This is a genomic window from Glutamicibacter sp. 2E12, assembly GCF_050030965.1.
In the GTDB taxonomy this organism is placed as follows: domain Bacteria; phylum Actinomycetota; class Actinomycetes; order Actinomycetales; family Micrococcaceae; genus Glutamicibacter.
On the sequence record NZ_CP188297.1, the window covers coordinates 1,119,956 to 1,146,113 of the forward strand.

Annotated in this window: 26 protein-coding genes; 10 read left to right on the forward strand and 16 right to left on the reverse strand. The window is 62.3% G+C overall.

Translation table 11 applies throughout. The features are described from left to right. Positions 1-99: 99 nt before the first annotated feature. On the reverse strand, positions 100-1,113 hold the full coding sequence (locus tag ACP3TE_RS05195; RefSeq protein WP_332487471.1) for a PDR/VanB family oxidoreductase: 1,014 nt from the start codon (positions 1,111-1,113) through the stop codon (positions 100-102). Positions 1,114-1,153: 40 nt separating this feature from the next. Beyond that, positions 1,154-2,248: an aromatic ring-hydroxylating dioxygenase subunit alpha gene (locus tag ACP3TE_RS05200; protein WP_426735635.1), complete on the reverse strand. Its 1,095-nt coding sequence runs from the start codon at positions 2,246-2,248 to the stop codon at positions 1,154-1,156. Between the two features lie 169 nt (positions 2,249-2,417). Here ACP3TE_RS05200 and ACP3TE_RS05205 point away from each other — a divergent pair, with 169 nt between their 5' ends. After that, positions 2,418-2,999 carry a PadR family transcriptional regulator gene (locus ACP3TE_RS05205; RefSeq protein WP_102598620.1) on the forward strand — a complete coding sequence of 194 codons (582 nt, stop codon included), beginning with the start codon at positions 2,418-2,420 and terminating at the stop codon, positions 2,997-2,999. Between the two features lie 56 nt (positions 3,000-3,055). On the opposite strand, the gene ACP3TE_RS05210 is transcribed toward ACP3TE_RS05205, so the two are convergent. The 10 genes from ACP3TE_RS05210 to ACP3TE_RS05255 form a co-directional block, all read right to left on the reverse strand. Next, positions 3,056-3,925, reverse strand: coding sequence for an ABC transporter ATP-binding protein (locus ACP3TE_RS05210; protein WP_102598621.1), 870 nt, complete (start codon positions 3,923-3,925; stop codon positions 3,056-3,058). Further along, positions 3,915-4,643, reverse strand: a complete 729-nt coding sequence (locus tag ACP3TE_RS05215; RefSeq protein ID WP_426736201.1) for an ABC transporter permease — start codon at positions 4,641-4,643, stop codon at positions 3,915-3,917. Before ACP3TE_RS05215 ends, ACP3TE_RS05210 begins: the two co-directional genes overlap by 11 nt. Positions 4,644-4,684: 41 nt before the next feature. Continuing rightward, positions 4,685-5,521: an ABC transporter permease gene (locus tag ACP3TE_RS05220; RefSeq protein ID WP_426735638.1), complete on the reverse strand. Its 837-nt coding sequence runs from the start codon at positions 5,519-5,521 to the stop codon at positions 4,685-4,687. Continuing rightward, positions 5,518-6,498, reverse strand: a complete 981-nt coding sequence (locus tag ACP3TE_RS05225; protein ID WP_426735640.1) for an ABC transporter substrate-binding protein — start codon at positions 6,496-6,498, stop codon at positions 5,518-5,520. Before ACP3TE_RS05225 ends, ACP3TE_RS05220 begins: the two co-directional genes overlap by 4 nt. Positions 6,499-6,581: 83 nt before the next feature. Beyond that, entirely contained in the window at positions 6,582-7,580 is a 999-nt protein-coding gene (locus tag ACP3TE_RS05230) for an ABC transporter substrate-binding protein (protein ID WP_105662446.1), read from the reverse strand. Between the two features lie 200 nt (positions 7,581-7,780). Next, positions 7,781-9,298, reverse strand: coding sequence for an acyl-CoA synthetase (locus tag ACP3TE_RS05235; RefSeq protein ID WP_426735643.1), 1,518 nt, complete (start codon positions 9,296-9,298; stop codon positions 7,781-7,783). A gap of 62 nt (positions 9,299-9,360) precedes the next feature. Continuing rightward, positions 9,361-9,816 (reverse strand): MaoC family dehydratase, encoded by a 456-nt coding sequence (locus tag ACP3TE_RS05240; protein WP_105662444.1) that lies wholly within the window; start codon positions 9,814-9,816, stop codon positions 9,361-9,363. A 53-nt stretch (positions 9,817-9,869) separates the two neighbouring features. After that, complete coding sequence (locus ACP3TE_RS05245) at positions 9,870-11,060, reverse strand: acyl-CoA dehydrogenase family protein (RefSeq protein ID WP_133834391.1); 1,191 nt, start codon at positions 11,058-11,060, stop codon at positions 9,870-9,872. After that, complete coding sequence (locus tag ACP3TE_RS05250; protein WP_402735311.1) at positions 11,057-11,947, reverse strand: amidohydrolase family protein; 891 nt, start codon at positions 11,945-11,947, stop codon at positions 11,057-11,059. The genes ACP3TE_RS05245 and ACP3TE_RS05250 overlap by 4 nt, the downstream gene beginning before the upstream one ends. A gap of 18 nt (positions 11,948-11,965) precedes the next feature. Beyond that, positions 11,966-12,895: an SDR family NAD(P)-dependent oxidoreductase gene (locus ACP3TE_RS05255; protein WP_426735646.1), complete on the reverse strand. Its 930-nt coding sequence runs from the start codon at positions 12,893-12,895 to the stop codon at positions 11,966-11,968. A gap of 134 nt (positions 12,896-13,029) precedes the next feature. Between ACP3TE_RS05255 and ACP3TE_RS05260 the strand changes: the two genes are divergently transcribed. The 7 genes from ACP3TE_RS05260 to pcaC all read left to right on the forward strand — a co-directional run bounded on the left by ACP3TE_RS05260 (position 13,030) and on the right by pcaC (position 19,092). After that, on the forward strand, positions 13,030-13,503 hold the full coding sequence (locus tag ACP3TE_RS05260) for a MarR family winged helix-turn-helix transcriptional regulator (protein WP_105662440.1): 474 nt from the start codon (positions 13,030-13,032) through the stop codon (positions 13,501-13,503). A gap of 158 nt (positions 13,504-13,661) precedes the next feature. Continuing rightward, positions 13,662-14,858 carry a 4-hydroxybenzoate 3-monooxygenase gene (locus tag ACP3TE_RS05265; protein ID WP_426735648.1) on the forward strand — a complete coding sequence of 399 codons (1,197 nt, stop codon included), beginning with the start codon at positions 13,662-13,664 and terminating at the stop codon, positions 14,856-14,858. Between the two features lie 63 nt (positions 14,859-14,921). Beyond that, on the forward strand, positions 14,922-15,755 hold the full coding sequence (gene pcaH, locus ACP3TE_RS05270; protein ID WP_426735650.1) for a protocatechuate 3,4-dioxygenase subunit beta: 834 nt from the start codon (positions 14,922-14,924) through the stop codon (positions 15,753-15,755). A gap of 1 nt (position 15,756) precedes the next feature. Further along, positions 15,757-16,335, forward strand: coding sequence for a protocatechuate 3,4-dioxygenase subunit alpha (gene pcaG / locus ACP3TE_RS05275; RefSeq protein WP_426735651.1), 579 nt, complete (start codon positions 15,757-15,759; stop codon positions 16,333-16,335). Positions 16,336-16,480: 145 nt separating this feature from the next. Beyond that, positions 16,481-17,887 (forward strand): lyase family protein, encoded by a 1,407-nt coding sequence (locus tag ACP3TE_RS05280; RefSeq protein ID WP_426735652.1) that lies wholly within the window; start codon positions 16,481-16,483, stop codon positions 17,885-17,887. Beyond that, on the forward strand, positions 17,869-18,666 hold the full coding sequence (locus ACP3TE_RS05285; RefSeq protein WP_426735654.1) for an alpha/beta fold hydrolase: 798 nt from the start codon (positions 17,869-17,871) through the stop codon (positions 18,664-18,666). Before ACP3TE_RS05280 ends, ACP3TE_RS05285 begins: the two co-directional genes overlap by 19 nt. A gap of 18 nt (positions 18,667-18,684) precedes the next feature. Continuing rightward, entirely contained in the window at positions 18,685-19,092 is a 408-nt protein-coding gene (pcaC, locus tag ACP3TE_RS05290) for a 4-carboxymuconolactone decarboxylase (RefSeq protein WP_426735655.1), read from the forward strand. Between the two features lie 16 nt (positions 19,093-19,108). On the opposite strand, the gene ACP3TE_RS05295 is transcribed toward pcaC, so the two are convergent. Both ACP3TE_RS05295 and ACP3TE_RS05300 read right to left on the reverse strand, forming a co-directional pair. Further along, entirely contained in the window at positions 19,109-19,900 is a 792-nt protein-coding gene (locus tag ACP3TE_RS05295) for an aspartate dehydrogenase domain-containing protein (RefSeq protein ID WP_332595435.1), read from the reverse strand. A 101-nt stretch (positions 19,901-20,001) separates the two neighbouring features. Further along, entirely contained in the window at positions 20,002-21,297 is a 1,296-nt protein-coding gene (locus ACP3TE_RS05300) for a benzoate/H(+) symporter BenE family transporter (protein WP_426735658.1), read from the reverse strand. Between the two features lie 250 nt (positions 21,298-21,547). Here ACP3TE_RS05300 and ACP3TE_RS05305 point away from each other — a divergent pair, with 250 nt between their 5' ends. Then, positions 21,548-22,399 carry a helix-turn-helix transcriptional regulator gene (locus tag ACP3TE_RS05305; protein ID WP_133834382.1) on the forward strand — a complete coding sequence of 284 codons (852 nt, stop codon included), beginning with the start codon at positions 21,548-21,550 and terminating at the stop codon, positions 22,397-22,399. On the opposite strand, the gene ACP3TE_RS05310 is transcribed toward ACP3TE_RS05305, so the two are convergent. Beyond that, the gene (locus ACP3TE_RS05310; RefSeq protein ID WP_013347817.1) at positions 22,396-22,827 is read right to left on the reverse strand and encodes an acyl-CoA thioesterase; all 432 of its coding nucleotides are present in this window, start codon (positions 22,825-22,827) and stop codon (positions 22,396-22,398) included. The genes ACP3TE_RS05305 and ACP3TE_RS05310 overlap by 4 nt on opposite strands. A 49-nt stretch (positions 22,828-22,876) precedes the next feature. Then, on the reverse strand, positions 22,877-24,004 hold the full coding sequence (locus tag ACP3TE_RS05315) for a hypothetical protein (protein ID WP_426735660.1): 1,128 nt from the start codon (positions 24,002-24,004) through the stop codon (positions 22,877-22,879). A gap of 179 nt (positions 24,005-24,183) precedes the next feature. On the opposite strand from ACP3TE_RS05315, the gene ACP3TE_RS05320 reads away from it, so the two are divergent. Next, a complete protein-coding gene (locus ACP3TE_RS05320) occupies positions 24,184-26,031 on the forward strand; it encodes a calcineurin-like phosphoesterase C-terminal domain-containing protein (RefSeq protein WP_426735662.1) in 1,848 nt (615 codons plus the stop codon). Positions 26,032-26,158: the final 127 nt, after the last annotated feature.

Here is a 26,158-nt window from a genome sequence, read left to right on the forward strand (position 1 = left end):
TTTGATGTCCATGGGGAACTATCTCCAGTTTTAGGGTGCACCAAGCCGCCCGCGAAACCGTTTCGGTCCGCCGGCGAGGGTGCCAAGATGGGAAATTTGCTAGTTCGGTTCGATGGTGACCACGGCGGGTCCGCCGGTGCGGGCGGCATCGGCCTTGGCACCGGTCTGGGAGGTAATGGCTCGCGAAACGCAGCAGTTCATCTTGCTCGACTGGCGTTTCTGCCGTTCGGAGTAGAACACGTCGCGGTGGTCAATCCGTCCGGTGATTTCGGTAATGCGCACCTCGCACAAACCGCATTCGCCCTTGCGGCAGTCGGACATCATGTCCGCACCGGCGTCCTCCAAGGCCTCGAGCATGGAGCGCCCTTGGGGAACGGTCACTTCCAGGTTCAGCTTGGGAACCCGGACAATGAATTCCTCCGGGTCGTACCAGCCCGAGTTGCCAAAGGTTTCATAGCGCAGCGCCGATGGATCCAGCTCGAGTTCTGCCCAGCCACGGCGAACTGCATCCATCAACCGGATCGGCCCGCACATGTACAGTTCGGTTTCCTCGCCGGCACGTTCCAGCAGCTCGTTGACCGACAGGGACGTGCCTTCATCGTCCACGTGCACTTCCAGCCGAGAACCGTGTTCCGCCTCCAGCTGTGCCAAGTAGGCCATGGCCGAACGCTTGCGGCCGGCAAACACCAGTGTGTAGTCGGCATTCAAACGCTTGAGCACTGAAGCCATATTCGCCATGGCGGTAATGCCGACACCGCCAGCCAAGAGGATGTAGTGCTTGGCACCCACGCGCAGCGGGAAGTTCTGCAATGGCTGGGTGATCTGCAAACGGTCTCCCACTGCCAGCTCGTGCATATAGGTCGATCCTCCACGGGAGAGCGGAGCCTTGAGCACGCTGATCACCAGCGTTGTTCCGTCAGCGCTCGACTCGACCACAGAGTAGGAGCGCTTGGCATCCTCTGCGTTGATTTGCACCTTCAAATCTATGTGCGAGCCAGGCTCGGCTCGCTTTGGCAGCTGCGGGGCAAGCTCGATGCGCTTGATCCCATCGGCCACGTCTGCGATGCCGGTGACTTCCGCTTCCTGCCAGACTTCAATATTTGTCGCTGCCATTGCGTTGGCACCAACCTTTCAGTTTGAACGCGGGAGCCGGCTAGGCGCGGACGGACTGGCTGGCTTCGGCGGCGAGCATGCCGTCAAGAATGCGGCGAACCCACATGCCGCCGGCATCGATGTTCAGGTTGTAGAACTCGTAGTCCGGGTTGGCATCAATGGCTTTCTGCTGGGCCTTGAGCATCGCCTCGTCTTCGCCGAAGACCCCATGCACCCCATCACGCAGCTGGGTGGTGATCAGCTGGCTGTCCAGGCAGTAGTTGCGCATGAACGCCCAGAAGTAATGCGAGGAACGATCAGTTTCCGGGGTGATCGTGTTCATGACGAATCCATTGACTCCTTGGCTGCGGTCGCCTTCAGGCGCGCCGGTTCCAGCCTTGGCTACGCCGACGTCAATGGTAATCGTTGCCGGCGCTTCGAAGTGGATGATCTGCCAGCGGTCCACCTTGCCTTCGAAACCCGGGAACTTGTCGCGCATGTTCTTCAGCCAGAATGGCGGTGCGTCGATATTGTGCATCCAGCGTGTGACGGTGACCTTGTTGCCTACATGAGTGGTGATGAATTCCGAGTCGCTCAGCTCATCTTGGCCGATCGAGGAGGAATGCACGAATTCCTCATGGGTCAGGTCCATCAGGTTGTCCAGGATCAGCTGGTAGTTGCAATCGGCGGCAATGGTCATGCCGTCGCCTGCCCATTGTTCGGAAGACATCTGGTGCATGTCCGGGACCAGCTCCGGGTCGGCCAAGGTGGGGTCGCCCATCCAGATCCAGACATAGCGGTAGCGCTCAACAATAGGGAAGGAAGGAACAGTAGCCGAAGGATTGATGGTTTCCTGGGCCGGCATCGAGACGCACCGGCCAGCGGAGTTGTAGACGATGCCGTGGTATGGGCACTGCAACCCGTCCTTTCCCACGGTCTTGCCCATGGATAGCGGAGCCAAGCGGTGCCAGCAGGAGTCAGCCAGTGCAACGGCCTTGCCAACTTCGGTGCGATACAGGGCAACCGGGCGCTTAGCAATGGTGCGCGACATCGGCTTGCGGGTGACCTCGTGATCCCAGGCGGCTACGTACCAGGCATTCAGCGGATGGTCCATGATCTTGGCGGTGGTGGTGCTCTTGGCGGCAACCTCGGTCATGACGGTCCTCTCGATTGCGGACCCGGCAGTGCTCGGCGATGGCGGATCCAATATGTGGTTTGCCCAAAGGCGGAATATGAGAAACTATCTATGCACATAGATAGTTCGCATGCCATTAGACTAGCTATATAGATAGTGATACGCAACACATTTCTGGAAAGGGGCGGTTTTGAGTCTTCGCAACGCGCTGCTTTCACTGCTGACAGTTGAACCAATGACCGGCTATGACCTGTACAAAGTCTTCGAATCGTCGGTCGGGCACGTCTGGCACGCCCCGGATTCGCAGATCTACCCCGAGCTGAAACGCATGGAATCCGAAGGTCTCATTGCAGGGCAGGATGTGCCTTGGGGTCCACGCGGAAAGAAACGGCAATACACCATCACCCGGGATGGCGTCACCCAATTCAAGGATTGGATGAACACGCCCCTGGAGTACGCACGCACCCGCGATCCCGCGCATCTCAAGGCTGCCTACCTGGAATGGGCGGAACCCGAGGCCGCGCGCGAGCAGATGCGCGGGCATATCGCTCATCACCGGTCATTGCTCAACCAATGGCAAGAACGCATCGCGGAATTGGAGCAAGGCAGCAACTCCATGCTCACCAAGCGCTTGAAGAACACGCCGCGCGAGGAGTGGGAAGCCACTGTTGCCTACAAACGATTCACCTATGAAGGCCTGATCGCCCGGGCAGAAGCTGAAATCCAGTGGGCTACGCGCGGGCTGGAACTCATCGACCTGCTGAACCCCTAGGCTGCCGGCCGGCGCAATAAAGCCGCCGACCCGGCACGGATCGGCGGCTCAGAGCGCTACTTGGGATTCGTCAAGAACTTCGTCTTGGCCTCTTCGGGGCGATGCCCTTGCTTGGCCTTCTGGATTTCCGCGTAGACATGGTGGCGAAGCTCGGTGAATCGCGGCAGCGACCGGGTTTCCAGCTGGTCGCGCTCCGCCGGCAGATCGATCAGGATATCCTCCTGCACCACGGTTGGCGAAGAAGACAAGATGATCACGCGCTGGCCCAGGTAGATCGACTCGTCGATGTCGTGGGTTACGAACAGCACGGTGACCCCCAGCTTCTTCCAGACATTGCGGATCAGGTCCTCGAGGTCTGCGCGGGTCTGCGCATCAACGGCCGCGAATGGCTCATCCATCAGCAATACCTCTGGCTGGTAGGCCACCGCGCGGGCGATCGCCACGCGCTGCTGCATGCCGCCGGAGAGCTGCCACGGGTAGGACTTGGGCACATGGCTCAGCCCCACGGCTTCCAGCGCATCGTCCACCAATTTCTTGCGTTCGGCCTTCGGGACGCCGGCGTTCTTCAGCGGCAGTTCGACATTGTCCGCCACGCGCAGCCACGGGAACAGCGACCGGCCGTATTCTTGGAAGACCACGGCCATTTTCTTCGGCGGTCCGGTGACTTTCTGCCCGTCCAGCAGCACCTCGCCGCTGGTGGCGCCCAGCAAGCCGGCAATGCACTTGAGCAATGTGGTCTTGCCCGAACCGGAAGGACCGACCAGGCACACCAGCTCGCCATGCCCCAGGTCAAAGGTGAGGTCCCGGACCGCTTCGATATCGCCGCCGTCGGTGTGGTAGACCTTCTTCAGCCCCCGGACCGAGAGCAGCGCTTCGCCTTCTGGCAGGGTGCGCCCGCCGGCGGTTCCATTCTGGCTAGACAGCATTTTCAACCTCTTTCAGACCGTTGTACCAGCGCAGGACGCGGCGTTCGATCCACTGGAATATAAATGACATGATGACCCCGATCAGGCCCAGCACCACGATGCCGGACCACATTTCCGGTACGGCGAAGGAACGCTGGAACTGGACGATCGCGAAGCCCAGCCCGGAGGAGGATGCGAACATCTCGGAGATGACCATAAGGATCAGCCCGATCGACAAGCACTGGCGGATGCCAGCCATGATGGTCGGGGTGGCGCTTGGCAGCACCTGGTAGCGAATCCGGGCTAAACCGCTGATGCCATAGGAGCGGCTGGTTTCGTTCTGCACCGGATCGATGGCGCGAACGCCCTCAATGGTGTTCAGCAGCACCGGCCAAATCGCGCCGGAGATGATCACCGCGATCTTCATGCCGTCGTTAATGCCAACCAAGAGCATCAGCACCGGAATCAGCACCGGCGGCGGCAAAGCACGGAAGAACTCGAACACCGGTTCGGTAATCGCCCGGGCGGTGCGGTTCATGCCGACGAGCAACCCGAGCAGCACACCGAGCACAATGGCCCCGAGCACGCCGAGAACCAGGCGCTGGACGCTTGGCAGGACGTCGGTGAACATGCGTTCGCCAACCCAGGTCTCGATGAAGGTCTTGCCCAAGTCTGCCGGGGTAGGAACGAAGAAGCTCGCTCCACCAAGGGTTGCCGCGACCCACCAGAGGATGAGCAGAACCGGCAATGCCAGAATGAAGGAAATCGACTTCAGGAGTTTCATGCGGCGTTCTCTCCCCGGACTGAGGCGTGCCAGGAAAGCACGCGCTTTTCGATGATGCGCATGCACAGGTTGATTGCCACGCCCAGCAGGCCGGTGGCAACAATCAGCGCGTACATTCCGGCGATTGCGCCGCCTGACTGCGCCAGCTGGATTTCCTTGCCCAGACCCGGTGCGCCGATGATCAGTTCCGCAGTAATCGCCAGGATCAGTGCCACGGCAGCGCCCAGCCGGATGCCAGTCATCAGGTAAGGGAGCATGGTCGGGAAGATGACGTCGCGGATGCGCTGGATCCGGGAGAATCTATAGGATCTCGCGGTCTGCATCGCCACATTATCCACGTCTGCAACTCCATAGAGCACCTGGATCAGCACCTGCCAGAAGCAGGCATAGATGATCAGCATCAGCGAGGATTCGATTTTCGTGCCGAACAAAAGCACCGCGAGCGGGATCAATGCCACCGACGGAATTGGACGCAGGAACTCGATGGTGGAGTTGGTCGCACGACGCAGGAAGCTCGACATGCCGATTACCAAGCCCAGTACCAGCGCCAGCAGCACCGCTGCGGCCAGGCCGATGAACCATGCCAGCATGGTTTCCCCCACCGCGACCCAGAAGGCGGTCAAGGCAAGATCAGCGAACAGCGTCATCAGCACTTCGGAGGCGGGCGGCAGGTAAGCCGCCTCGACAATTCCAAGAGCCGGGACCAGTTCCCAGATCCCCAGGAAGGTCACGATGCCAATCAATCCCCAAAAGCCATTGGGGAATTTCGAGCCCGATTTCCTGCGCTTGGCTTGGCGCGCCTCAGCCGGCGCTGTGCTAGTGATGGCACTCATGGCAGGAGCTTCTCCAGGTCGACTGGCTTGGACAGGGTGCCATAGCTCAGTGCCGCATCGCCGAGTTCTTGCACGGCCTCGCGGTTGAAGTCAGGGCGGAAGCGCGGCAGCACCATATCGGCGCGGACCTCCTCGCTGATCTTGGTGTAGGTTCCGACAACTTCGCGGACCTCGTCAGGGTTCTCCTGCGCATACTGAAGCGACTTGTCCATCGCCTTGGTGAACTTCTCGGTCACCTCGGGATTTTCCTGGGCGTACTGCGCAGAAGTGAAGTAGCCGGCAACATCCAGCTCCGGATCGAATTCGGCGAAGTTCGCAGAGAGCATTTTCGCTCCGGCGTCCAAGGCCGAACTCTGGAACGGCTCCAGGATCCAGGCGGCATCGACGATGCCGCTTTCCAGTGCAGCAGGAGCATCGGGGAAAGGAACCTCGACGAACTCGATGCTTGCCGGGTCTCCCCCGTCTTCTTCGACAATTGACTTGATGGTGGTATCGCCGATGTTCGACAGGTTATTGACCGAGACCTTCTTGCCGGCCAACTCCTTGGGCGAAGAAATCTTGGAATCATTTTTGACCAGCACGGACCCGACGTCGGATTTCACATCACCTGTGGTGGAGATGCCATTGGCGACGAACTTCATGTCCAGTCCCTTGTCGTTGGCGACCATTACCGAGATCAGATTGGAGAAGGCGAAGTCATAGCTCCCGGATTGGATGCCCGGGACGATAGCCGAACCGCCAGTTGCGGTTTCGATTTCCAAGTCCAGGCCTTCTTCAGCGAAGAAGCCCTTGGATTCTCCCAGCCAGATTGGTGCGGTATCGACGATGGGGATTACCCCGACGGTGATTTTTTCCAGCGAGCCATCTGATCCTGCAGCATCTTCCCCGGCCGAGCCGCCGCTAGGCGAACCGGAGCTGCAGGCAGCAAGCGCGAGGACTGATAGCGAAGCGAGTGCGAGCTTGAGCGAGTGTTTCATGGCAACTACCCCCAATTGAGTGTCATTGCTGCTGCGGCGTCCGGAATCTGGAACCGCAGCAGCAATAGCGTGAAGTTGTGGAATTACTTGGCGATGAGGTTGTTCATGTCTGGGGCCTTCTCCAGGAATTCGAACTTGGCGGCCAGATCTCCGAGCTTTGCCAGTTCCTCAATTGGGGTTTCCGCTTCCCAGGTTTCCATGAGCAAGCCTTCGGCTACCTTGGCATCCATATTGATGAAGTCTGGCAACATGGCCCTGGCGGCATCCGGATCACTATCGGAGGCCGGCAGCACTTCCGCCATAGCTGCCTTCCACTTGGAAATGACTTCCGGATTCTCTTCAGCGAACTGGCCGCTGGTGAACGTCACCATGGTTGGCAGCCCCGGAATTGCTTCTTGGTTTGGATAGCCAAGCAGTTCGTTGTCCTTATCGCCCAAAGCACGCGAGAGGAACGGCTCTGGAAGCCAGACGGCGTCAACGTTGCCGCGATCCAGCTGCGCCTCCATGTCCGGGAAAGGCATTTCGCTGAACTTCAGGTCTTTCGGATTGGCTCCAGCCATTTCTGCGGATTCCATAATCGTCAGGTCGCCCTGGGTACGCAACGCGTTGACCGATGTGGTTTTTCCAGCCAGATCTTCCCAGCCGCCGATGCCCGAGTCCTTGCGCACAACTACTCCATTGACATCCTCCCCATCAGCCTTGGAAGCGGAATAGCCGGTGACGATCTTCATGTCCAGGCCTTTGTCCGCAGCGGTCATCACCGATAGCGGATTGCCCACGGCAATGGCCAATTCTCCGGTGGATACCGCTGGGAGCATCGCCGCACCGGCGTTGGAAGTGCTCAGTTCTACATCCAGGCCATGCTTTTCAAAGGTCCCGGCGTCGATACCCTGCTGCACTGCAACCGACGGTGCGATTGGCAGAATGCCTACGGTGATTTTGGTGAGCGAGCCATCCTCGGCGGCGGCGGATGTGCTTCCCTCTGATTCTGTCGAGCCGGACAGCGAACCTCCGCCACAGCCCACCAGGCCGAGTGACAGGACCGCTGCGCCTGCAAGCAGTGTAGACCAGCGCTTTTTCATATTTCCCCCTAGAAAGCCATTGCCGCAACCCCGAGTGGCGGGTCGAAGAAAGTGTGTGATTTGAACCACAATTCAAGACTAAGCCAACTATTGAGAATGTCAATGGTTGATTTTATGATGATTTATTCTCTGCGTATGGGCGGTATCTTGCACTTATGCAAACGTGAGGCCACGGAATCCGCCACGAAGCCGTGGAGCGCTCAGCTGAACTGCTTGCGCAAGTCGGCTTTGCGTATCTTGCCGCTTGCGGTGCGCGGCAACTCATCCAGGAAGACCGAGGTGCGCGGTATCTTGTAGCGCGCCAAGCGTCCGTCGAGATACGCCACAACATCCTCTTCGCCCAGAGAGCTACCGGACTTCAGCACAATGACTGCACGCGGGACTTCGCCCCACTTCTCGTCAGGGACGCCAATCACTGCCACCGATTCAATTTCAGGTAGTCCCATAATGGCTTGCTCGACTTCGGCAGGATAGATGTTCTCCCCGCCGGAAATGATCATGTCCTTAAGCCTGTCCGAGATGAACAGGAAGCCTTCTTCATCCACGTGGCCGATATCCCCGGAACGGAACCAGCCAGATTCATGGAACGCCCCTGAGGTAGCCTCGGGACGGCCCCAATACTCCTTGATCACGTTGGGGCCGCTGATCAGGATCTCGCCAACCTCGCCGGCTGGCACCTCATTGCCCAGCGAGTCCGCGATGCGAATGTCGGTGAAGAAATGGGGCAGGCCGGCCGAACCCATTTTCGGTCGGGAGTACATTGCCTGGAGCATGGTGGCGCCGGGCGCAGTTTCGGTCAGGCCATAGCCGCCACTAAATCCGAGCCCACGCGCTTCATAGGCTTCAAGGACACGTAGCGGCACAGCGGAGCCTCCGCAGGTGAGCATCTCCAATGAAGACAAATCCGTTTCCTCCCATTTTTCATGCTCGGCTAGCAATTGGAAGGTCGTTGGGACGCCCGAGAGCTGGGTGACCTGGTAGCGCTCCACCGCATCCAGCACGGCAGCGGGATCAAAACGCTCCTGGAGGACCACTGTTCCTCCCTTGAGCAGCATCGGCAAGGCGCCCATGCCCAGCGCCGCTACATGGAAGAGCGGTGCAATGAGCAAAACAACAGATCTGCTGGTGACATCGTAGTCAACGATGACATTGTAGGAATTCCACGTCATGTTGGCATGCGTGAGCACCGCGCCCTTCGGCGTTCCGGTAGTGCCCGACGTATAGAGGATGATGGCTGGATCCTCTAACTCGACGGCGATATCGTCGTGACCGCTGCGCCCTGCCTGAAGGGCCCGTTCATAGGATGAGTCCGCGCACGGAACCGAAGCGACTTCCCAGGCGATACTGACCGGGCTGCCTTCGATGGATGCATGCGCTTCGCTGGCGAAGTTCTCGACATAGATCAGCACCTCGCTGCCTGAATCGCGCAGCGCAAAGTTCAGTTCCCGCGGCGCCAGACGCACATTGAGAGGAACGAACAACGCCCCAAGCTGGGTAACGGCGAACATGGTTTCCAGGTACGCAGCATGGTTGGCGCCAAGGAACGCTACACGGCTACCGCGGGCGACTCCGCTGGCCGCCAAGGCACTGCTGAGCTTGTCGATGCGTTCTGCCAGCTGCGCGTAGCTCAAGCCGACTCCCGCATGAATCACCGCAACCTGCTGCGCGGATTTCATCCGACGCCGGTGAATCCAGTTGCCAAACCCCTTATTCAACATCTGCCACTCTTTTCATTAGGTCGTACGTTGCCGTTGCGGCTCTAGCTCAGCTGGCTCTTTACCTAGGCGTAGAAGCGGTAGAGGCCCCGGGAGACCACGGCCGGCTTCGTGCCGCCTTCGACTTCGATGACCTGGTCCACTGCAATCTGGTATCCGCCCTTGACCTCTTCCACCTCGGCGATAACCGCCTTCATGCGGATCTTGGAACCCACCGGTACGGGCGAAGGGAATCGAACTTTTTCCAGGCCGTAGTTCACCTTGGTCTTCACACCGGTGACATCGAAAAGCTCGGTCCAGAACGCAATCTGCAGGCTCAAGGTAAGGTAGCCGTGGGCAATCGGGCCGCCGAAAGGGCCCTCCTTGGCCTTCTGCGGATCGGTGTGGATCCACTGGTGATCATCAGTGGCGTCAGCGAAGGTGTTGATTTGTTCCTGTGTGACCACGCGGTATTCGCTGTAGCCCAGGTCCTTGCCCTGGGCGCTGGCGAGGTCTGCGTAATCCAAAACGGTTGGTGCCATGATATTTCTCCTCTAGATGGGTTCTTTGGTTGCTCGAGTTCGCGAATGCCGCTTTAGCGGAATGCGCTGACGCCGGTAATCGCGCGTCCGATAATCAGTGAATTGATCTCGTGTGTGCCTTCGTACGAGTAGATCGCTTCGGCGTCGGCATGGTGGCGCGCTACGTTGTTCTCCAGCAAGATGCCGTTGCCGCCGCAGACCTCTCGGGCGAGGGCTGCCGTTTCGCGTAGCATGCGTGCGGTGAACATCTTGGCCATGGCCGAGTTTTCATCGCGGTAGATGCCCGCTTCCTGCTGCTGGGTCAGCCGCACCACCAAAGCCAGGCTCGCGGTGGCGTTGGAGAGCATATGCGCCAGCTTTTCCTGGATCAGCTGGAATGAACCCAGCGGCTTGCCGAATTGGCTACGGCTGGCAACGTAGTCGCGAGCCGATTCGTACGCGCCGAAGCAAACGCCTGTGGCAATCCAGGCGACGTCCGAGCGCATGTTGCGCAGGCAGGCCGCTACGTCGGCAAAGGAGTTGATCTTGGCCAGTCGCCCGCTGGCTGGCACCCAGACATTCCCCAGCTCGATGTCGGCGTTCTGCATAATGCGCAGGCTGGTCTTTCCCGGAATTTTCCTGATTTCCATGCCCGGCGCGTCCGTTGGAACCAAGAAGCATTTGATCTGCGAATCGGCTGCGTCGCGGGCAAATACTGCCAGCACGTCCGCTTGGCTCGCGCCCCCGATCCAGCGCTTCTGCCCATTGATCACCCAGCCAGCCACACCATCGCGTTGCTCCTGCTTGGCCGAGGTGGCTAGCCCTCCGGCAATATCCGAACCGTGTTCTGGCTCGGTCAGGGCGAACACTCCCTTGCAGGCAAAAGATGTGATCCGCGGCTCAAGCACGGCTACCTGCTCCGCACTTCCACCCAGGTTGACGGTGGTCCGGAATAGGCCGGACTGCGCGTTGTAGTAAGTCGCTACGGAGGCATCCATGCGTCCCAGCTCGAAATTGCGGAAGCCCGAGTAAAGCGCGGAAGGCTTCTGGCCCGTGGCAAGCACTTCGGCCGGGTTCATCAGATCAGCATCGATCAGCGGTGCCACGATCTGTTCCGGGAATTCTCCGCGTTCCCAATAGTCATCGACTATCGGACCCACATGTTCTGCCAAAAGGGAACGCAAACGGTCCAGGGCCGCACGCTCAGCGTCGGTGAGCAGGTCCTTGAATCCATAGAAATCACTAGTTGCTGCCGGTTGGATCATTCTTCTATCCCCAACACGCGCAGTGCATTGCCCTTCAGGATTCCCGGTCTCACCGAGTCCTTCAACTCCAATTCTGCAAAGGCCCCCAGCCACTTCTCCGGGGTAATCAAGGGAAAGTCCGTGCCGAACAACAGCTTGCGCGACAGCACGTTATTGCCCATCTTCACCAAGGAGCTGGGGAAATACTTGGGGCTCCAACCGGATAAATCGATGTAGACATTGGCCTTGTGCGTGGCAATGGAGTTCGCTTCATCCTGCCATGGAACCGAGGGGTGAGCCATGATGATGACCAGGTTCGGGAAGTCCGCGGCCACATCGTCGAGCAGCAGCGGATTGGAGTAACGCAGCTTAATGCCCCGACCGCCAGGCAGCCCTGCTCCCATGCCGTTCTGCCCTGTGTGGAAAATGCATGGGAGGCCTAGCTCCTGGAGCTTTTCCCATAGCGGGTAGAACGCTTCATCGCTGGGATCGAATCCCTGGAGCGAGGGGTGGAATTTGAAGCCGCGCACTCCGAGCTGTTCAGCCTGGTACTGCGCATCGCCGATGGCTTCGGCTCCTCGGCGGGGATCGACCGAGCCAAAGGGAATAAGCACGTCATTATTTCGGGCGCAGCCCTGGACCAAGTCCTCAATGGAGTTCGGATCATGCCCGAGCGCGGTGCGTGCATCAACGGTGAACACCACGGCAGCCATGTTCGACTCGCGATAAAGCTGCGCAATGCGATCAATGGAGGGTGTACGCTCCGATGATTTGAAATACGCTGCCGACGCTTCGAAAAGATCCTCCGGCATTGCCTTGTGGCCGCATTCGTCGACTTCAAGGTGCACATGCATGTCGATGGCTTCAAGCGAAGCGAAATCGATGCCCAGTTCATAACGCAAAGTCATAATGATTCCCCCAGTTCCCTACTTGGCTGGTTCCGGGCGCAGTTCTTCCGGAAGTTCCGGGAACTTCTCCCCAACGGACTGCTGGTGGGATCCGAAGCGCGCAGGGAATTCATTGGCCAGCGTTTCATAGTCCCATCCGCCGTCGTGCAGCTCGGTGACCACAGCTTCAGGGTGGCTCCAGACCTGCAGGCGGTCCCCGCCGACTCCAATGGCCTGGCCGTTGATCTCTGCAGCCGCGTCCGAGGCCAGGTAGGCGATCAGGCCGGCCACATCATCTGCGGTGCCAAAGCCCAGATCCTTGCGGAAGAAGTCCGGCATCGCTTCGCCGCGCTCGTCGGCTTCCACGGCAGCTGCAAAGAATGGAACGGTTTTGGTCATTTCGGTGGCTGCCACCGGGATCACTGCGTTGGCAGTAACCCCGGCTCGTTTCATTTCCAGAGCCCAGGTGCGCACCATGCCGACAATGCCGGCCTTTGCCGCCGCGTAATTGCTCTGGCCGAAGTTGCCGCGCTGGCCGGTCGGCGAACCAATTGCGATGATGCGTCCGGAGACATTGTTTTCCTTGAAATACCCGTAGGCCTCACGCACGCAGGTGAAAGTGCCGCGCAAGTGGACGTTGATCACCAGATCAAAATCTTCGTCGGTCATCTTCAGCAGGGACTTGTCACGCAGCACACCCGCATTGGTGACCAGAATATCCAGGCGACCGAAGTTCTCGACAGCGCCGGCAACCAGCACCTTCGCGGCCTCAGTCGTACCTACCGCCGCCGCAACTCCCGCCGCCGTGCCACCGGCTTCGGTAATGGAAGCAACCGCAGCATGCACGGCCGCAGGATCGACATCATTGACAATCACCGAGGCTCCCTGACGCGCCAGTTCTTGCGCATAGCTCAGGCCCAGTCCGCGTCCGCTTCCGGACACGATGGCAACTTTTCCTGCTAGGGACATGAGAACTCCAATTCGGTGAGGTGTTTCAATTGCTCCACTTGGAAGAAAAGTGGGAACCTTGACTACATACATAAGAACTTTAATCCTTGAGAAAGTCAATGGTTTATTTTTTCATGAAAAGTGGGGACAATGAGATGACTAGCAAAATCACCGCCAAATCAGCGAAGGAAGAACTGTTCATGAAATGCGACCTCGTTCAGGAGCTGAACTTCCTAGTGGCGCGCATGCGCTCCCTGGGTTCGACTCGGGCCAACCATGCGCTGAAGCCACTCGGCCTCAAGGTGCGTTCCTACTCGGTACTTTCCTTGGCGTGCAGCGACATCACCCCCACCCAACGCGATCTCGCTGAATTTCTCGCGCTCGATCCAAGCCAGATCGTGCCACTAGTGGACGGGCTGGAAACCAGTGGACTAGTCTCCCGAATTCCAGATCCCAGCGACCGCCGCTCCAAGGTGATAGTAGCCACCGCGGCCGGCCGGAAGCTCTACGCGCAGGCGCGCAAGATCACCAGGCAAAACGAGGACGAGACCTTGGAAGCGCTAACCCCGCAGGAGCGGCTGCAGCTGCGCGATCTGCTATCCCGGGTAGCGCTGGCTGACGCGGAGTAGCACCCCATTTTTCTCATTCATTGAGAACCCGGCTGTCTGCCCGATCACATGCGCCGCATCATGAGGGAAGTTCTTATTACTTCCTTAGACCAGATGCATCGGTCCGGCAACGCAGCCGGCAGCGCGGCTCTGGTCCAGACGCTAGCGAGGCAGGTCCCATGGCTCAGAATCCGCGCATTCTCAAGACCAAGGTCGGCATCATCGGCGGCGGTCCAGCAGGGCTCATGCTCTCCCACCTGCTGGCCGCATCCGGCATCGAGAACATCGTCGTGGAAATGCGCGACCACGAGGCCATCCGCAACACCCACCGCGCGGGCATCCTCGAAGCCCAGGCTGTCAAGATGCTCACCGAGTCCGGCGTGGATGGACGGGTCCTGACCCACGGCGACGAGCACGCCGGCATCGACCTGCGCTTCAACGGCGAATCCCACCCGCTGGACTTCCGCGATCTGGTCGACGCCACCGTCACCCTGTACGCGCAGAACGAGGTCTTCGTTGACCTGGCCGCGGCGCGCCAGCGCGACCAGGGCGACGTGCGGTACTCCTGCGAAGTCACCGAGATCCTGGACATGGAGACCTCCACCCCGAAGTTCCGCTTCACCGATGAGCAGGGCAACCTCTTCGAGGTGCACGCCGATGTGATCGTCGGCGCCGACGGCTCGCGCTCCTTCGCCCGCCGCCAAATGCCCGAAACGCTGCGCAAGGATTTCAAGGTCGCCTACCCCTTCGCCTGGTTCGGCATCCTCACCGAGGCGCCGAAGTCCGCGCCGGAACTGGTCTACGCGAACTCCCCGCACGGCTTCGCGCTGATCTCCCAGCGCAGCGAAACGGTGCAGCGCATGTACTTCCAATGCGACCCGAACGAAGACGTGAATGCCTGGAGCGATGACCGTATCTGGGCCGAGCTGCAAAAATGCGTGGACGGGCCGGATAATTTCCAGCTGAAAACCGGCGAGATCTTCGACAAGACCGTGCTGGGCTTCCGCTCCTTCGTGCGCGAACCCCTCTCCCACGGGCGGATGTTCCTGATCGGCGATGCCGGGCACACCGTCCCGCCCACCGGAGCCAAGGGCCTGAACCTGGCATTCGCCGATGTGAAGGTGCTCTTCGAGGCCCTGGACTCCTACTTCTCCACCGGCAGCGAGCAGCTGCTGGACGGCTATTCGGACCTGGCGCTGAAGCGCGTGTGGAAGGCGCAGAACTTCTCCTACTGGATGACCTCCATGCTGCACACCCCGGTAGGCGGGGACCCTTTCATGGCCAAGCGCGCCCTGGGCGAACTGGAAACGGTCACCTCCTCGCGCTTCGGCCAGCAGTACCTGGCCGAGTCCTACACCGGCTGGCCCCACGCTTAGCCTTCGCCCTTGCCAAGCATTTCCTCCACCACGCCCGTACGCCCCCTTCGAAAGGAGCACGCAGTGAGCACCGAAACCACAGCTAACGAGTCGTTCAGCGATTCCCCCGTGCTGGACCCCGCAGCCACGACGCTCTCGCAAGAATCCATCAGCCAGGAAATCGCCGATATCCATGCGGCCTACCGCCAGTCGGTGGTCGAGGGCAAGAAAGCCGAGACCCAGCCGCGCATCGACTTCGCGCCCTACCGTTCCTCGCTGCTGCGCCACCCGACCAAGAACCTGCGCCATGTGGACCCGGAAACCATTGAGCTGCACTCCCCGGCCTTCGGCCAGCGCGACGTGCACGCGCTGGAATCGGATCTGACGATCCAGCACAACGGCGAGCCGATCGGCGAGCGCATCGTGGTCGCCGGCCGCGTGCTCGATGGCGACGGCCGCCCGGTGGCCGGGCAGCTGGTGGAAATCTGGCAGGCCAATGCCGCCGGACGCTACATCCACAAGCGCGACCAGCATCCGGCCCCGATCGATCCGAACTTCACCGGCGTGGGACGCGCCATCACCGGCCCGAACGGAGAATACTCCTTCACCACCATCAAGCCGGCACCCTACCCGTGGAAGAACCACCACAACGCCTGGCGCCCGGCGCACATCCATTTCTCGCTGTTCGGCACCGACTTCACCCAGCGCATGATCACCCAGATGTACTTCCCGGGCGACCCGCTGTTCAGCCTCGACCCGATCTACCAGGCGATCACCGACAAGGAAGCGCGCGACCGCCTGGTCGCCAGCTACGACCATTCGCTGACGTCCCATGAATGGGCTACCGGATACAACTGGGACATCGTACTCACCGGCTCCAACCGCACCTGGATGGAAGATGAAGAGGGAGACCACTAGCATGGCTCAGGCACCAGAACTGAAGCTGGCCCCCACACCGGGCCAGACCATCGGCCCGTTCTACGGCTACGCATTGCCCTATGAGAAGGGCAATGAGCTGATCAGCCAGGCCCATCCCCGCTCGGTGCGCCTGCACGGGATGGTCTATGACGGCAACGGCGAGGCCATTCCGGACGCCCTGCTGGAAATCTGGCAGGCCGACGAGAACGGCAATGTCGTTTCCCGCGATGGCTCGCTGGTCCGCGACGGCTACATCTTCACCGGGTGGGGACGGGCGGCGGTGGATAACGCCGGGCACTACACCTTCACCACCGTGAACCCGGGCGCTACCGAAGAGGGCAAGGCCCCGTTCATCATGCTCGCGGTTTTCGCCCGCGGCCTGCTCAATCGCCTGTTCACCCGCATCTACCTGCCGGAGGACACCGAAGCGCTGGCTAGAGACCCGTTGCTGTCATCGCTGGGCGAAGCAGAACGCGCAACGCTGATTGCTGCTCGCGAAGACGACGGCTCGCTGCGCTTCGATATCCGCCTGCAAGGCGGGAACGAAACGGTGTTCCTCTCCTACCCGCGCGAGAGCTAGTTGCCACCGCGACACCCCGCTGGATTGCCCCAGCGCCCGCACTGTTACGGGCGTTGGAGCGCCCGGCGGGGTGTTGCCCGTTGCCGGGCACTACAGTTCTAGATAGACGGCTTATACGCTCAACAGCTAAGAATCGAGGCACCGAATGGATGGCGCAGACTACGGCGTGCTGGCCCCCGCCTGGGCAGGAACTGCGGCCGCGGCCTTGGCCAGCGATGCGTCTTTCGTCCAAGCCATGCTGGATGCCGAAGCCGGATGGGTGCAGGTCCAGGCGGATGCCGGCCTGTGCAGCGTCCAGGATGCGCAGGCCGTGCGCGAGGTGGCCAGCGTGGACCGCTACGACCTGGCCTTGCTGGCCTCCCGGACACCGGATGGGGCCAATGCGCTCATCCCGCTGCTGGGCATGATGCGCGACCTGCTCAAGCACGACGGGGCCGCGGCAACTGCGGGCACCGCGTTGCACCGCGGTGCCACCAGCCAGGACATCATCGACACAGCGCTGATGCTGGTCCTGTCCAAGACGCTCACGCTCACGCTGGCAGATCTGCGCAGCACCGCTGGCGGGTTGGCTGCCCTGGCGCAGGCCCACCGCGGGACCGTGTGCATTGCCCGCTCGCTGACCCAGCATGCGCTGCCCACCACCTTGGGCTGGAAAGCGGCCAGCTGGCTCTCGGCCGTGCTGGATGCCGAGCAGCAGCTGGATGCCGCGGCGCGGCAGCTGCGCTTGCAATGGGGCGGTGCGGTGGGCACGCTCGCCTCCCTGGAGCAGCTGCTCTCCGGCCAGCCGGAGACAACGGCCACAAGCCAGTCGCTGTCCTCGGATCTGGCGGCCCTGCTGGGCCTGGAGGATCCGGGAACGCCCTGGCACACCAACCGCATGCCGATTCTCCAGCTTGGCTCCGCACTGGGTGCGGCCATTGCCGCGCTGGGGACCCTGGGCGCTGATGTGCTCACCGCCTCCCGTCCGGAAATCGGCGAGCTGTCCGAACCTCGCGAGGCCGGCAAGGGCGGCTCCTCGGCTATGCCGCAGAAGCAGAACCCGGTGCGCTCGGTACTGCTGCGCAATGCGGCATTCAGCGCCCCCGGATTGCTCTCCACCCTGTTCACTGCTGCCGGCACCGCGGTGGATGAACGCCCCGATGGCGGCTGGCACGCCGAATGGAGTGCCCTGCGCGAACTGGCCCGGCTGGCATCAGGGGCGGCATTCCACGCTTCGTTCCTGGCCAACGGCCTGGGAGTGGATCGCGCTGCCATCGAGCGGAACCTCGCCCTGGGCGGAGATGCCGTGCTCTCCGAACGACTCGCTGCCGCCCTGGCTGATCTGGTGGTCGGCGGAAAACCGGCCATCCAGGCCTTGGTGCGCCGCAGCCTCGACGAGGGCATTTCCCTGCGCGATCTGCTGCGCCTGGAAATCTCCGTGCATGCCTTGAACGACCAGGACCTCTACGAATTATTCGATCCAGCTGGCTACCTCGGTGCCGCGGATCGCTTCACCGAAACCGTACTCGCCGATTACTCGGCACGGAAGGAATCATGGCAGTCCCGCAACTAACCCCCTCCTTGCTGCACACCGACAAGGCACTTCCCACCCTCATCGTCGGCCCCTCGCTGGGCACTGCGGCCCTGCCGCTGTGGGCTCCGGCCTTGCCTTACCTCAAGGACAAGTTCCAGGTCATCGCCTGGGACCTGCCGGGGCACGGCGAAAGCAAGCCGTCCACCGAAGCCTTCTCGCTGGCCGAACTGGCTACCGGCGTCACCAAGGCCGTCGAGGCGCTGCGTGCCGACGGCGTCATCTCCGAGGGCAGCAAGCTGTACTACGCCGGAGTGTCGATCGGCGGGGCCACCGCCCTGCAGCTGGCCGTGGACCACGCCGGCTTCTTCAATGCGTTGTCCTCCATCTGCTCTGCGGCGAAGATCGGTACCCCCGAAGGATGGACCGACCGTGCCGAGCTGGTCGCCAAGGCCGGCACCCCGACCATGGTCGCCGGTTCTGCAGAGCGCTGGTTCGCACCGGGATTCATCGAGAAGGAGCCGGTGATCAGCACCGAGCTGCTGCACAGCCTGCAGAACGCTGACCGCTTCGCCTACGCCCACGCCTGCGGCGCCTTGGCAGGATTCGACGTGCGCGGGCAGCTGGCTTCAACCAGCGACCCGATCATTGCCATCAACGGCGCACAGGACCAGGTGTGCCCTCCGGCAGACGCGGAGTTCATCGCCGAAAATGCACCCCGCGGAACCATGGCGGTCATCGATTCGGCCGCCCACCTGGCCCCGGCCGAAGCACCCGAAGAGACCGCGGCCTTGCTGGCCGAGTTCTTGCTGGCCAACTAGAAGCGAGGACCTGCAGAAATGGCTGATTCACCGCGCCTTCCCGGCGATACCTACGATGCCGGCATGGAAGTACGCCGCCAGGTGCTGGGCAACGAGCACGTTGAGCGTTCCACCAGGAACTCGAATGAGTTCACCGACGAATTCCAGGAAATGATCACCCGCTACGCATGGGGCACCATCTGGACCCGCGACGGCCTGCCGCGCACTACCCGCAGCGCCATCACGCTGACCGCAATGATCGCCGGCGGCTACTGGGAAGAACTGGAAATGCATGTGCACGCGGCCCTGCGCAACGGCATGACTCCCGAAGAAATCAAGGAAGTCTTCTTGCAATGCGCCATCTACTGTTCCGTTCCGGCGGCGAACGTGGCGTTCAAGATCGGCAAGAAGGTGCTGGAGGAGTACCCGGCAGCCGAAGGCCAATAGCCGTGGCACCGCGCCGCTAGCGGCGCGCCGCCGCGGCTTGCCGGATCGAGTGCAGCAGGGCCCACGGGACGATGCCGCTGGTGCGCGGGTTGCGTGGCGAGGGGTGGTTCTTGATCGAGAAGCTGTACTCGCCGGCTGGGCCGCGCGCCTCGATGCGGTGCTCGGTCAGGCCTGCCTCCGGATCGGCGATCAATCTGGCTGTCACCGCATCCCAATCCCCCACAGCCAACGCCACCGCCGCGGCCACATTCAATGACTTCGGGAAGTCCTGGGCCGCTGCCGCGGCTGGACCGCGAAATACCTCTACCGGTCCGGCGGCCTGCTCCAATTCACCGCGCCGCTGCGCATCCATCCACGGCTGCACCAAGGTGGCCGGCAGCTTGCGCGTCGTCACCAGCACCTGGTCGATGCCGCCCATCCGGGCAGCCGCGCCCAGCAGGTCCAATCCGCCGATGGCCCCGGCAGTGCTGGACAAGCGTCCTGGTCCGGCGGCCTGCACTTGCGCGGCGAACTCCGGGTCAGCCAGCGCTCCCATGGAACTGGCCAGCAGGTCAACCCCGGAGGCCAGGATGCGCACCGCATTCTCGCGCAGGGCTTGCTGGCCCGCGCATTCGACCACCAGGTCGCAGCGCTCCAGGGCCGACTCCCAGCTCAGCTGCTCATGCTCCAGCCCGGTTTGCGGACGGCGAAGGATCACCCCTTCGAGCTGGGCACCGTGCACCGTCCCGGCTGCCAGTTGCTCCGCCACCACGGAGCCGATCGCCCCGTGGCCCAGTACTCCCACCCGATACATGCTGCCCGTGGCCATGCCCGTCCTGTCCGAAAAGATCGATGTAAGCTACCGCCAGCTTAGGCCAGCTCGCAGGCTCGGCACGAACTGCCAGCTGGCCAGGGTGAGGGCCATTGCCGCTAGTGCCCGGAAGCGGCCGAATGGTCCGTGCGTTCCATGAGCCGGGAGACGCCATATCCGATGAGGATGCCCCAGAAGGCGGCGTGGATGTTGAACAGGTCCAGGCCGGAAATGGTCACCACGAACGTCACGAGGGCGCCCAGGGTGAATTTGGTGGCGAAGGCCGTCACAAAGGCCTGCTGCAGGGCCTTGAGCATGGCGATGCCTCCCAAGGCCAGCACGAAAGCCTCAGGGGTGGCCAGCATGAAGCGCGTCAGCGTTGGAGCGAACAGGGCGAAGAGCAGGGACAGGAAGCCATAGACCACCGCTGCGGTGTACTGGCGGTGCTTTTCGCCAGATGATGTGAGCAACGCGTTGGTTGGCCCGGTGACGCAGGCGGACACCGCGCCGAAGCAGGCATTAAGGATCGAGAACCCGCCCGAGGCCAGCGCAAAGGCATTGACCGGGGGCCGGTGCCCGGCAGAGCGCAGCACCGCGACACCCTGGCCATTCTGCACGATCAGCACGATGATGGCCAACGGCACCACCAGTTCCAGCTGCGCAGCCCAGGTGAATTCCGGAGCGGTGAACACCGGGGTGGCCAGCACGGGCCCGCCAGCTGCGTCCAACGCGAACTGGCCACTGGCGGCCACCGCGATGACCCCGGCGATCAGCGTGCCCAGCACCGGGGGAATTCTTCTGCCCAGCGCCGGCACCGCAGCGAGCAGGACGAAGACCAGCACCATGGGGCCGGCCACCACCGGGTTGGCTTGGGTGGACGAGACGATATCGGTGCCGAAGCGCAAGAAGACCGCGGCCACCATGGCCATCACAATCGGCATGGGAATGGCCGCCATGATCCGGCGCACCACCCCGGTAGCGCCCAAGGCCAGGACCAGCACCCCGGAGACGAAGAACGCCCCGACCACCTCGGGGAAGGACAGGTGCTGCAGCGAAGGACCCAGCAGCACCGTGCCGGGGATGGACCAGGCGAATCCCAGCGGCTGGCGGTAGAGCAGGGACATCACGATGGTCGCCAACCCGGCGGAGAGGAAGATCCCGCAGACCCAGGAAGCCATCTCGGCCTGGGACAGCCCGCCAGCGGCACCCACCGCAAGGGTGACCGCGATGGGGCCCGAAGCGGAGAAGACCAGCCCGATCACGCCATTGCTGGCATACACCCCGCCCACGTCGCGCAGCAGGTCGCGAATTCCGGCAGGCCGCTGCGCGGCCCGCTCCAGCAGCGGTTCGCGCGGTGCTCCCGCAGCTGCTGGAGTCGATTCGCGGGTCGGCAGGTCATTGGCTGGTTTGGGCATGTGCGCTCCTGGGCGATGGTGGCAGTGTCATTGGCAGTGGCAGTGGCAGTGGCAGTGGCAGTGGCAGTGGCATTGGCATTGGCATTGGCATTAATAGTCCACCACCATTGCACGGTCCCAGGGGCCGTAGGGCGTGGCGTATTGATCCGGGGTATGGCATTCCTAGGATAGTTCTGGCTGCAGATCCCAAGGTACGCAGGGCTAGGATAAGACCGGGGCGATGCGGCCCGCGGATGAAAGGAATGCAGGGATGAATTCCAATACCGAGCTCGGCGAATTCCTCAAGGCCCGGCGGGCCCTGGTCAGCCCGGCAGGCGATGGCGGCCCCCGGCGGCGCGTGCCTGGGCTGCGCCGCGAAGAGGTCGCGGTCCTGGCCGGTGTGAGCACCGACTACTACACCCGGCTGGAACAGGGCCGGCACAAGCGCCCCTCCGAATCCGTGCTCGGCGCGTTGGCCAAGGCCCTGGAACTGGATGAGACGGCCGCCGGGCATTTATTCAACCTGGCCCGCTCGGTGTCCGGCTCCGGGCGCAACAGCCCGTCGAGCAGCATCCAGCGGGTACGCCCCTCATTGCATCAGCTGCTGGATTCCTTCACCGGGCATCCGGCCTTCATCCGCGGACGGCGTACCGAGGTGCTGGGCATGAATGCGCTGGCCGCCAGCCTGCTCACCGACTTCCTCGCCAAGCCGGTGCGCCACCGCAGCCTGATCCGCTGGGCCTTCCTGGATCCCGAAGCCAGGCAGCGCTACGCCGACTGGGAGCAGATCGCCGCCTCGATGGTCGGCACCTTGCGCCTGGATGCCGGGCGCCATCCGCATGATCCGCTGCTCGCGCAGCTGGTCGGAGAGCTGTCCATGAACAGCGAAGAATTCCGCACCTGGTGGGCCGATCACCGGGTGGTCGAGCGGCGGGACGGGATCAAGCGGTTCAACCATCCCCAGGTGGGCTATCTGGAGGTCAACTACGAGGCCTTGGACGTGACCGGGGCACCAGACCAGACCCTGTTCATCTACACCACCGAGCCGGGCTCGGACTCCGAAGCGAAGCTGCGCGATCTGGCCGCGCTGCTCAACGGCCAGGGACCGGTGCCCAAAGCCTAGCTGCGTGCTGGGATCAGCGATTTGCCGAGCCAGCTGCGCTCCAGCTCGTTGAGCGGGCGCGACGAGATGCCATCGGCTGCCAGCGGCACCATGACCGTGGTCGAGTCGAATACCGGCTGCCCGTCCTGGTAACCGATGCCCCGCACGGTGAAGGACTTGTTGCCCAGCCGGCTGATGCCCATGCGGATGAGCATCTCGGGCTGGTAGTACAGCGGGCGCAGGTAGTCGATCTGGATCGATGCCACCACGGTGCCGAATTCGAAACGGCCTGTTGTCCCGTCCTCGCGCGTCCAGCGGATGCGGGCTTCTTCCATCAGGGTCACGATGCGCGCATTGTTCACATGGCCCAGGGCGTCCTGGTCCGACCAGCGCAGCTGCAAGATGACTTCGGTAGCCGCGGCCAGTTCATCGTTTGTCGTTTCGCTCATGGAACCCATTGCACCAGAAACCCGGGCTGGCTACTGCGCCCGTGACGGCTCATGAACTTGGGCCATCGCCGGAAGGCACCCAGCGTGCATCCTCGTCGTTGGCGTCCTTGCAGATCCATTCCCGGGCCGACCCGTAGCACCGCAGCTCATCGGTGAACCAGAACGCCTGGTCCGGGTCCCACCCGGCAATCACGCTGGCGTACTTCTCGTCGATGTCGAGGCATTGCCCGGCGAGCGCCAGATAGGCGCCGATACCCAGATGCACCCCGTCGTAATCGCGCGCCACGGCCAGCCAGTCGGGGATCTTCCATGCGCCGTCGCGCCCGGTGGACAGGTACCAGTCGTGGCGCTTGTGCGCGGTGACCTCGATGCCGTGCTCGCGGCAGAGCCGGATCCAGTCCTCGGCCGTGGCGATCTCCAGCACCTTGGCTGCGGGAGGCACGCTCGTGAACCTGACGCTGGCTTGCTCCCATCCAAAACCGTCTTCCACGCAGCTCAGGCCCACTGGCTCCCGGTCTGGGAACACACCGGTAGTGGAGGGCAGGCGGCTGCTGGGCTTGGACCACCATTCCCCGCTGAAGCTGCCCAGCGGGGTGCTGCTCATTTCGGCGGCATCGCGGGCTTCGGTCGCCAGGATGCCGGCCCTCCACTCCTGCAGTAGGCCCAGGGCATTGCTGCCGGGAGCCTGCGTCCTGCCCTGCGGGTCATGCTGGTCGAATTCGACCTGGAATTGGTTGCGCAGATCCACGGGATCCAGCCACCAGGCCGCGAGCCCGCTGTCCGCCAGGTGCCGGGCCACGCGCTCAAGCGGCGCGGCCAGTTCCGGCAACGCCAGCAGGGTGTCTTCCCCATCCGGTTCCTGCCAATAGCGGGCACTGTCGACCGAGCGGACCAGCGCTTGCTGCAGCAGCGCTGCGGTGGCCGGAACCAAAGTGGTGCCGTCCAGGCGCCGGGCGATCTGCTGGACACTGGTTTCGGGCATGCTGGATTCATCCGCGCCAAACAGGCCAACGCTTTCGCCGCGTTCTACCGCCACGTGATACGCGGCGTAGAACATCGCCGCATGCAGCGGATGCTCCCCGAACGCCGGTAGCAGCTTCTCTTCGCTGGCAGTGGCGAACTCCCACAGCATCCTGCGCCCGCGTGCGCCTGCCATGAGCGCCTGCACTAGTTCCATCCGCGCCACTTCATTTCACTGGTTCGAAAACAGTAAATCCCGCCAAGACAGTCGATAACTATTTACGGGATCGATTATTAGACATTACCTGAGCAGGGGTTGCAATTCACCTGCCATTGGCACCGTGGAAGACGGCCGGCCAAGGGGCCGGCAGATTGTCCCCACCCGGAGGAACGTTCGTGAAAATCTTCGCTCGACCCGGCAAAACCAATCATCTCACCCCACTGCATCTCACCGCCGGAAGCCTAGTTGCCATTGCAGCTTCCACCGCATTCATCGGCGCCACCCCGGAACTCGAGGCAGTGCCGGCAGCCAAGTCCGCCGCGGACTGGAGCTCCTCGGCCTACCGCGGGTCAGTCGAGGTGATCCCGGCAGGAACTGGCCGCAGCGGCACCGCGCAAGAGACGCTCGACGGAGTGGTCTTCGAGGATCGCAACAAGAACTCCACGCAGGATGCCAACGAGCCTGGCCTACCGAACGTCACGGTTTCCAACGGCCGCGACGTCGTGGCCACCGATGGGCAGGGACGCTACGAACTTCCGGCATACAACAACATGACCGCGTTCGTCACCCAGCCCCGGGGCTTCCAGGTTCCGGTCGACGACGACAACGTCGCCCAATTCTTCTACACCCACCTGCCTGAAGGCTCCCCGGACCTGAAGTACGACGGCATCGCCCCGACCGGGCCGCTGCCCGAGGCAGTCAACTTCCCGCTGGTGGCCAGCAGCGCCACGCAATCGCCCGAGCAGAGCTGCGTCATCGGTGCGGATGTGCAGACCTATACCCAGCAGGAAGTCGAGTACGCCAGGGAAGGCGCTTTCGCCGATCTGGCGGCCCGCACCGACTACACCGGCTGCGGCGCCTTGTTCATCGGCGACCTCGTGGGCGATGACCTGAACTTCTTCCACCAGACCCGAGAACTGTCCTCCATGCTCAACGGTCCGGCCCGGTTCCTGCCGGGCAACCACGACATCGACTACGACTCGCTGGACGGGCAGCACGAGTACGATTCCTTCCGCGCCCAGTTCGGTCCGGAGTACTACTCCTACGACACGGGCAAGACTCACGTCATCGCCCTGAGCACCATCGATTACCCGACTGCGGTTCCGGCCAAGAAGAGCGACTACACCTACGATCTGGGCAAGCGCCAGCTGCAGTGGCTGCGCGCGGACCTGGCCGAGGTACCCGAGAACAAGGCCATCGTCCTGGCCGGGCACAGCCCCCTGCTGGAGTTCTTCTACAGCGACGAGCATTCCACCAAGCAGGTCCGGGAGATCTACGAATTGCTGGAAGGACGCGAGGTCGTTTCCCTGGGCGGGCACACCCACATGTCAGAGAACCTGCGCGCCGGGGACCTGATGGATGGCTGGCGCGACGAGGTCGGCGAGGCAGGCCTGCCGTTCACGCACTTGACTGTCCCGGCCATTTCCGGGCAGTGGTATGACGGACGGGTTATCGAGAACGGCTACCCGACTTCCATCCAGCGCGACGGGACCCCTCCGGGAGTGCTCACCTTGGACATCAAGAACACCAGGATCACCGAGCGCTTCACCGTGACCGGCGGGGATGCCAGCAAGCAGATGTCCCTGGGCTTGAACACCCCGGCGTACCGGCAGTGGTACGAGGAGAATCTGGAAAAGGAGCGCGGCACGGTTCCGGCCCTGGATGACCCGTTGGCGGTGAGCCGGCAGGGACTGGCCGAGGACACCTGGCTGACCACGAACTTCTGGATGGGCAGCACCGGCTCCGCTGTCGAGGTCTCCATCGACGGACAGGACCCGGTTGCGGCCGAGCGGACGCAGAAAATGGCCGGCGAACGCCCGCTGTCAGGCGCCGAGTACTCGGATCCGGCGGCCATCGCCGAGCAATTCGTCCATGGCGGCGGCTTCGCCGAGAAGACCAGCCACTTGTGGCGCTTGGAACTGCCAGATGATCTCTCCGTCGGGGCGCACACCGCCACGGTGACTGCCACCGACGTGCATGGGCGTTCTTTCACCGAGGAATTGGATTTCACGGTCATCGGGTAGCGTCATCCTTCGTGCGTGCATGAAAAACTCCCCAAAAGTTGTTGTGACTTTTTCAGTCCAACTTTTGGGGAGCAGTTCAATGAGCAGGCACCAGCTTTTTGTTACGCCCACAGTGGGACAGCATCGG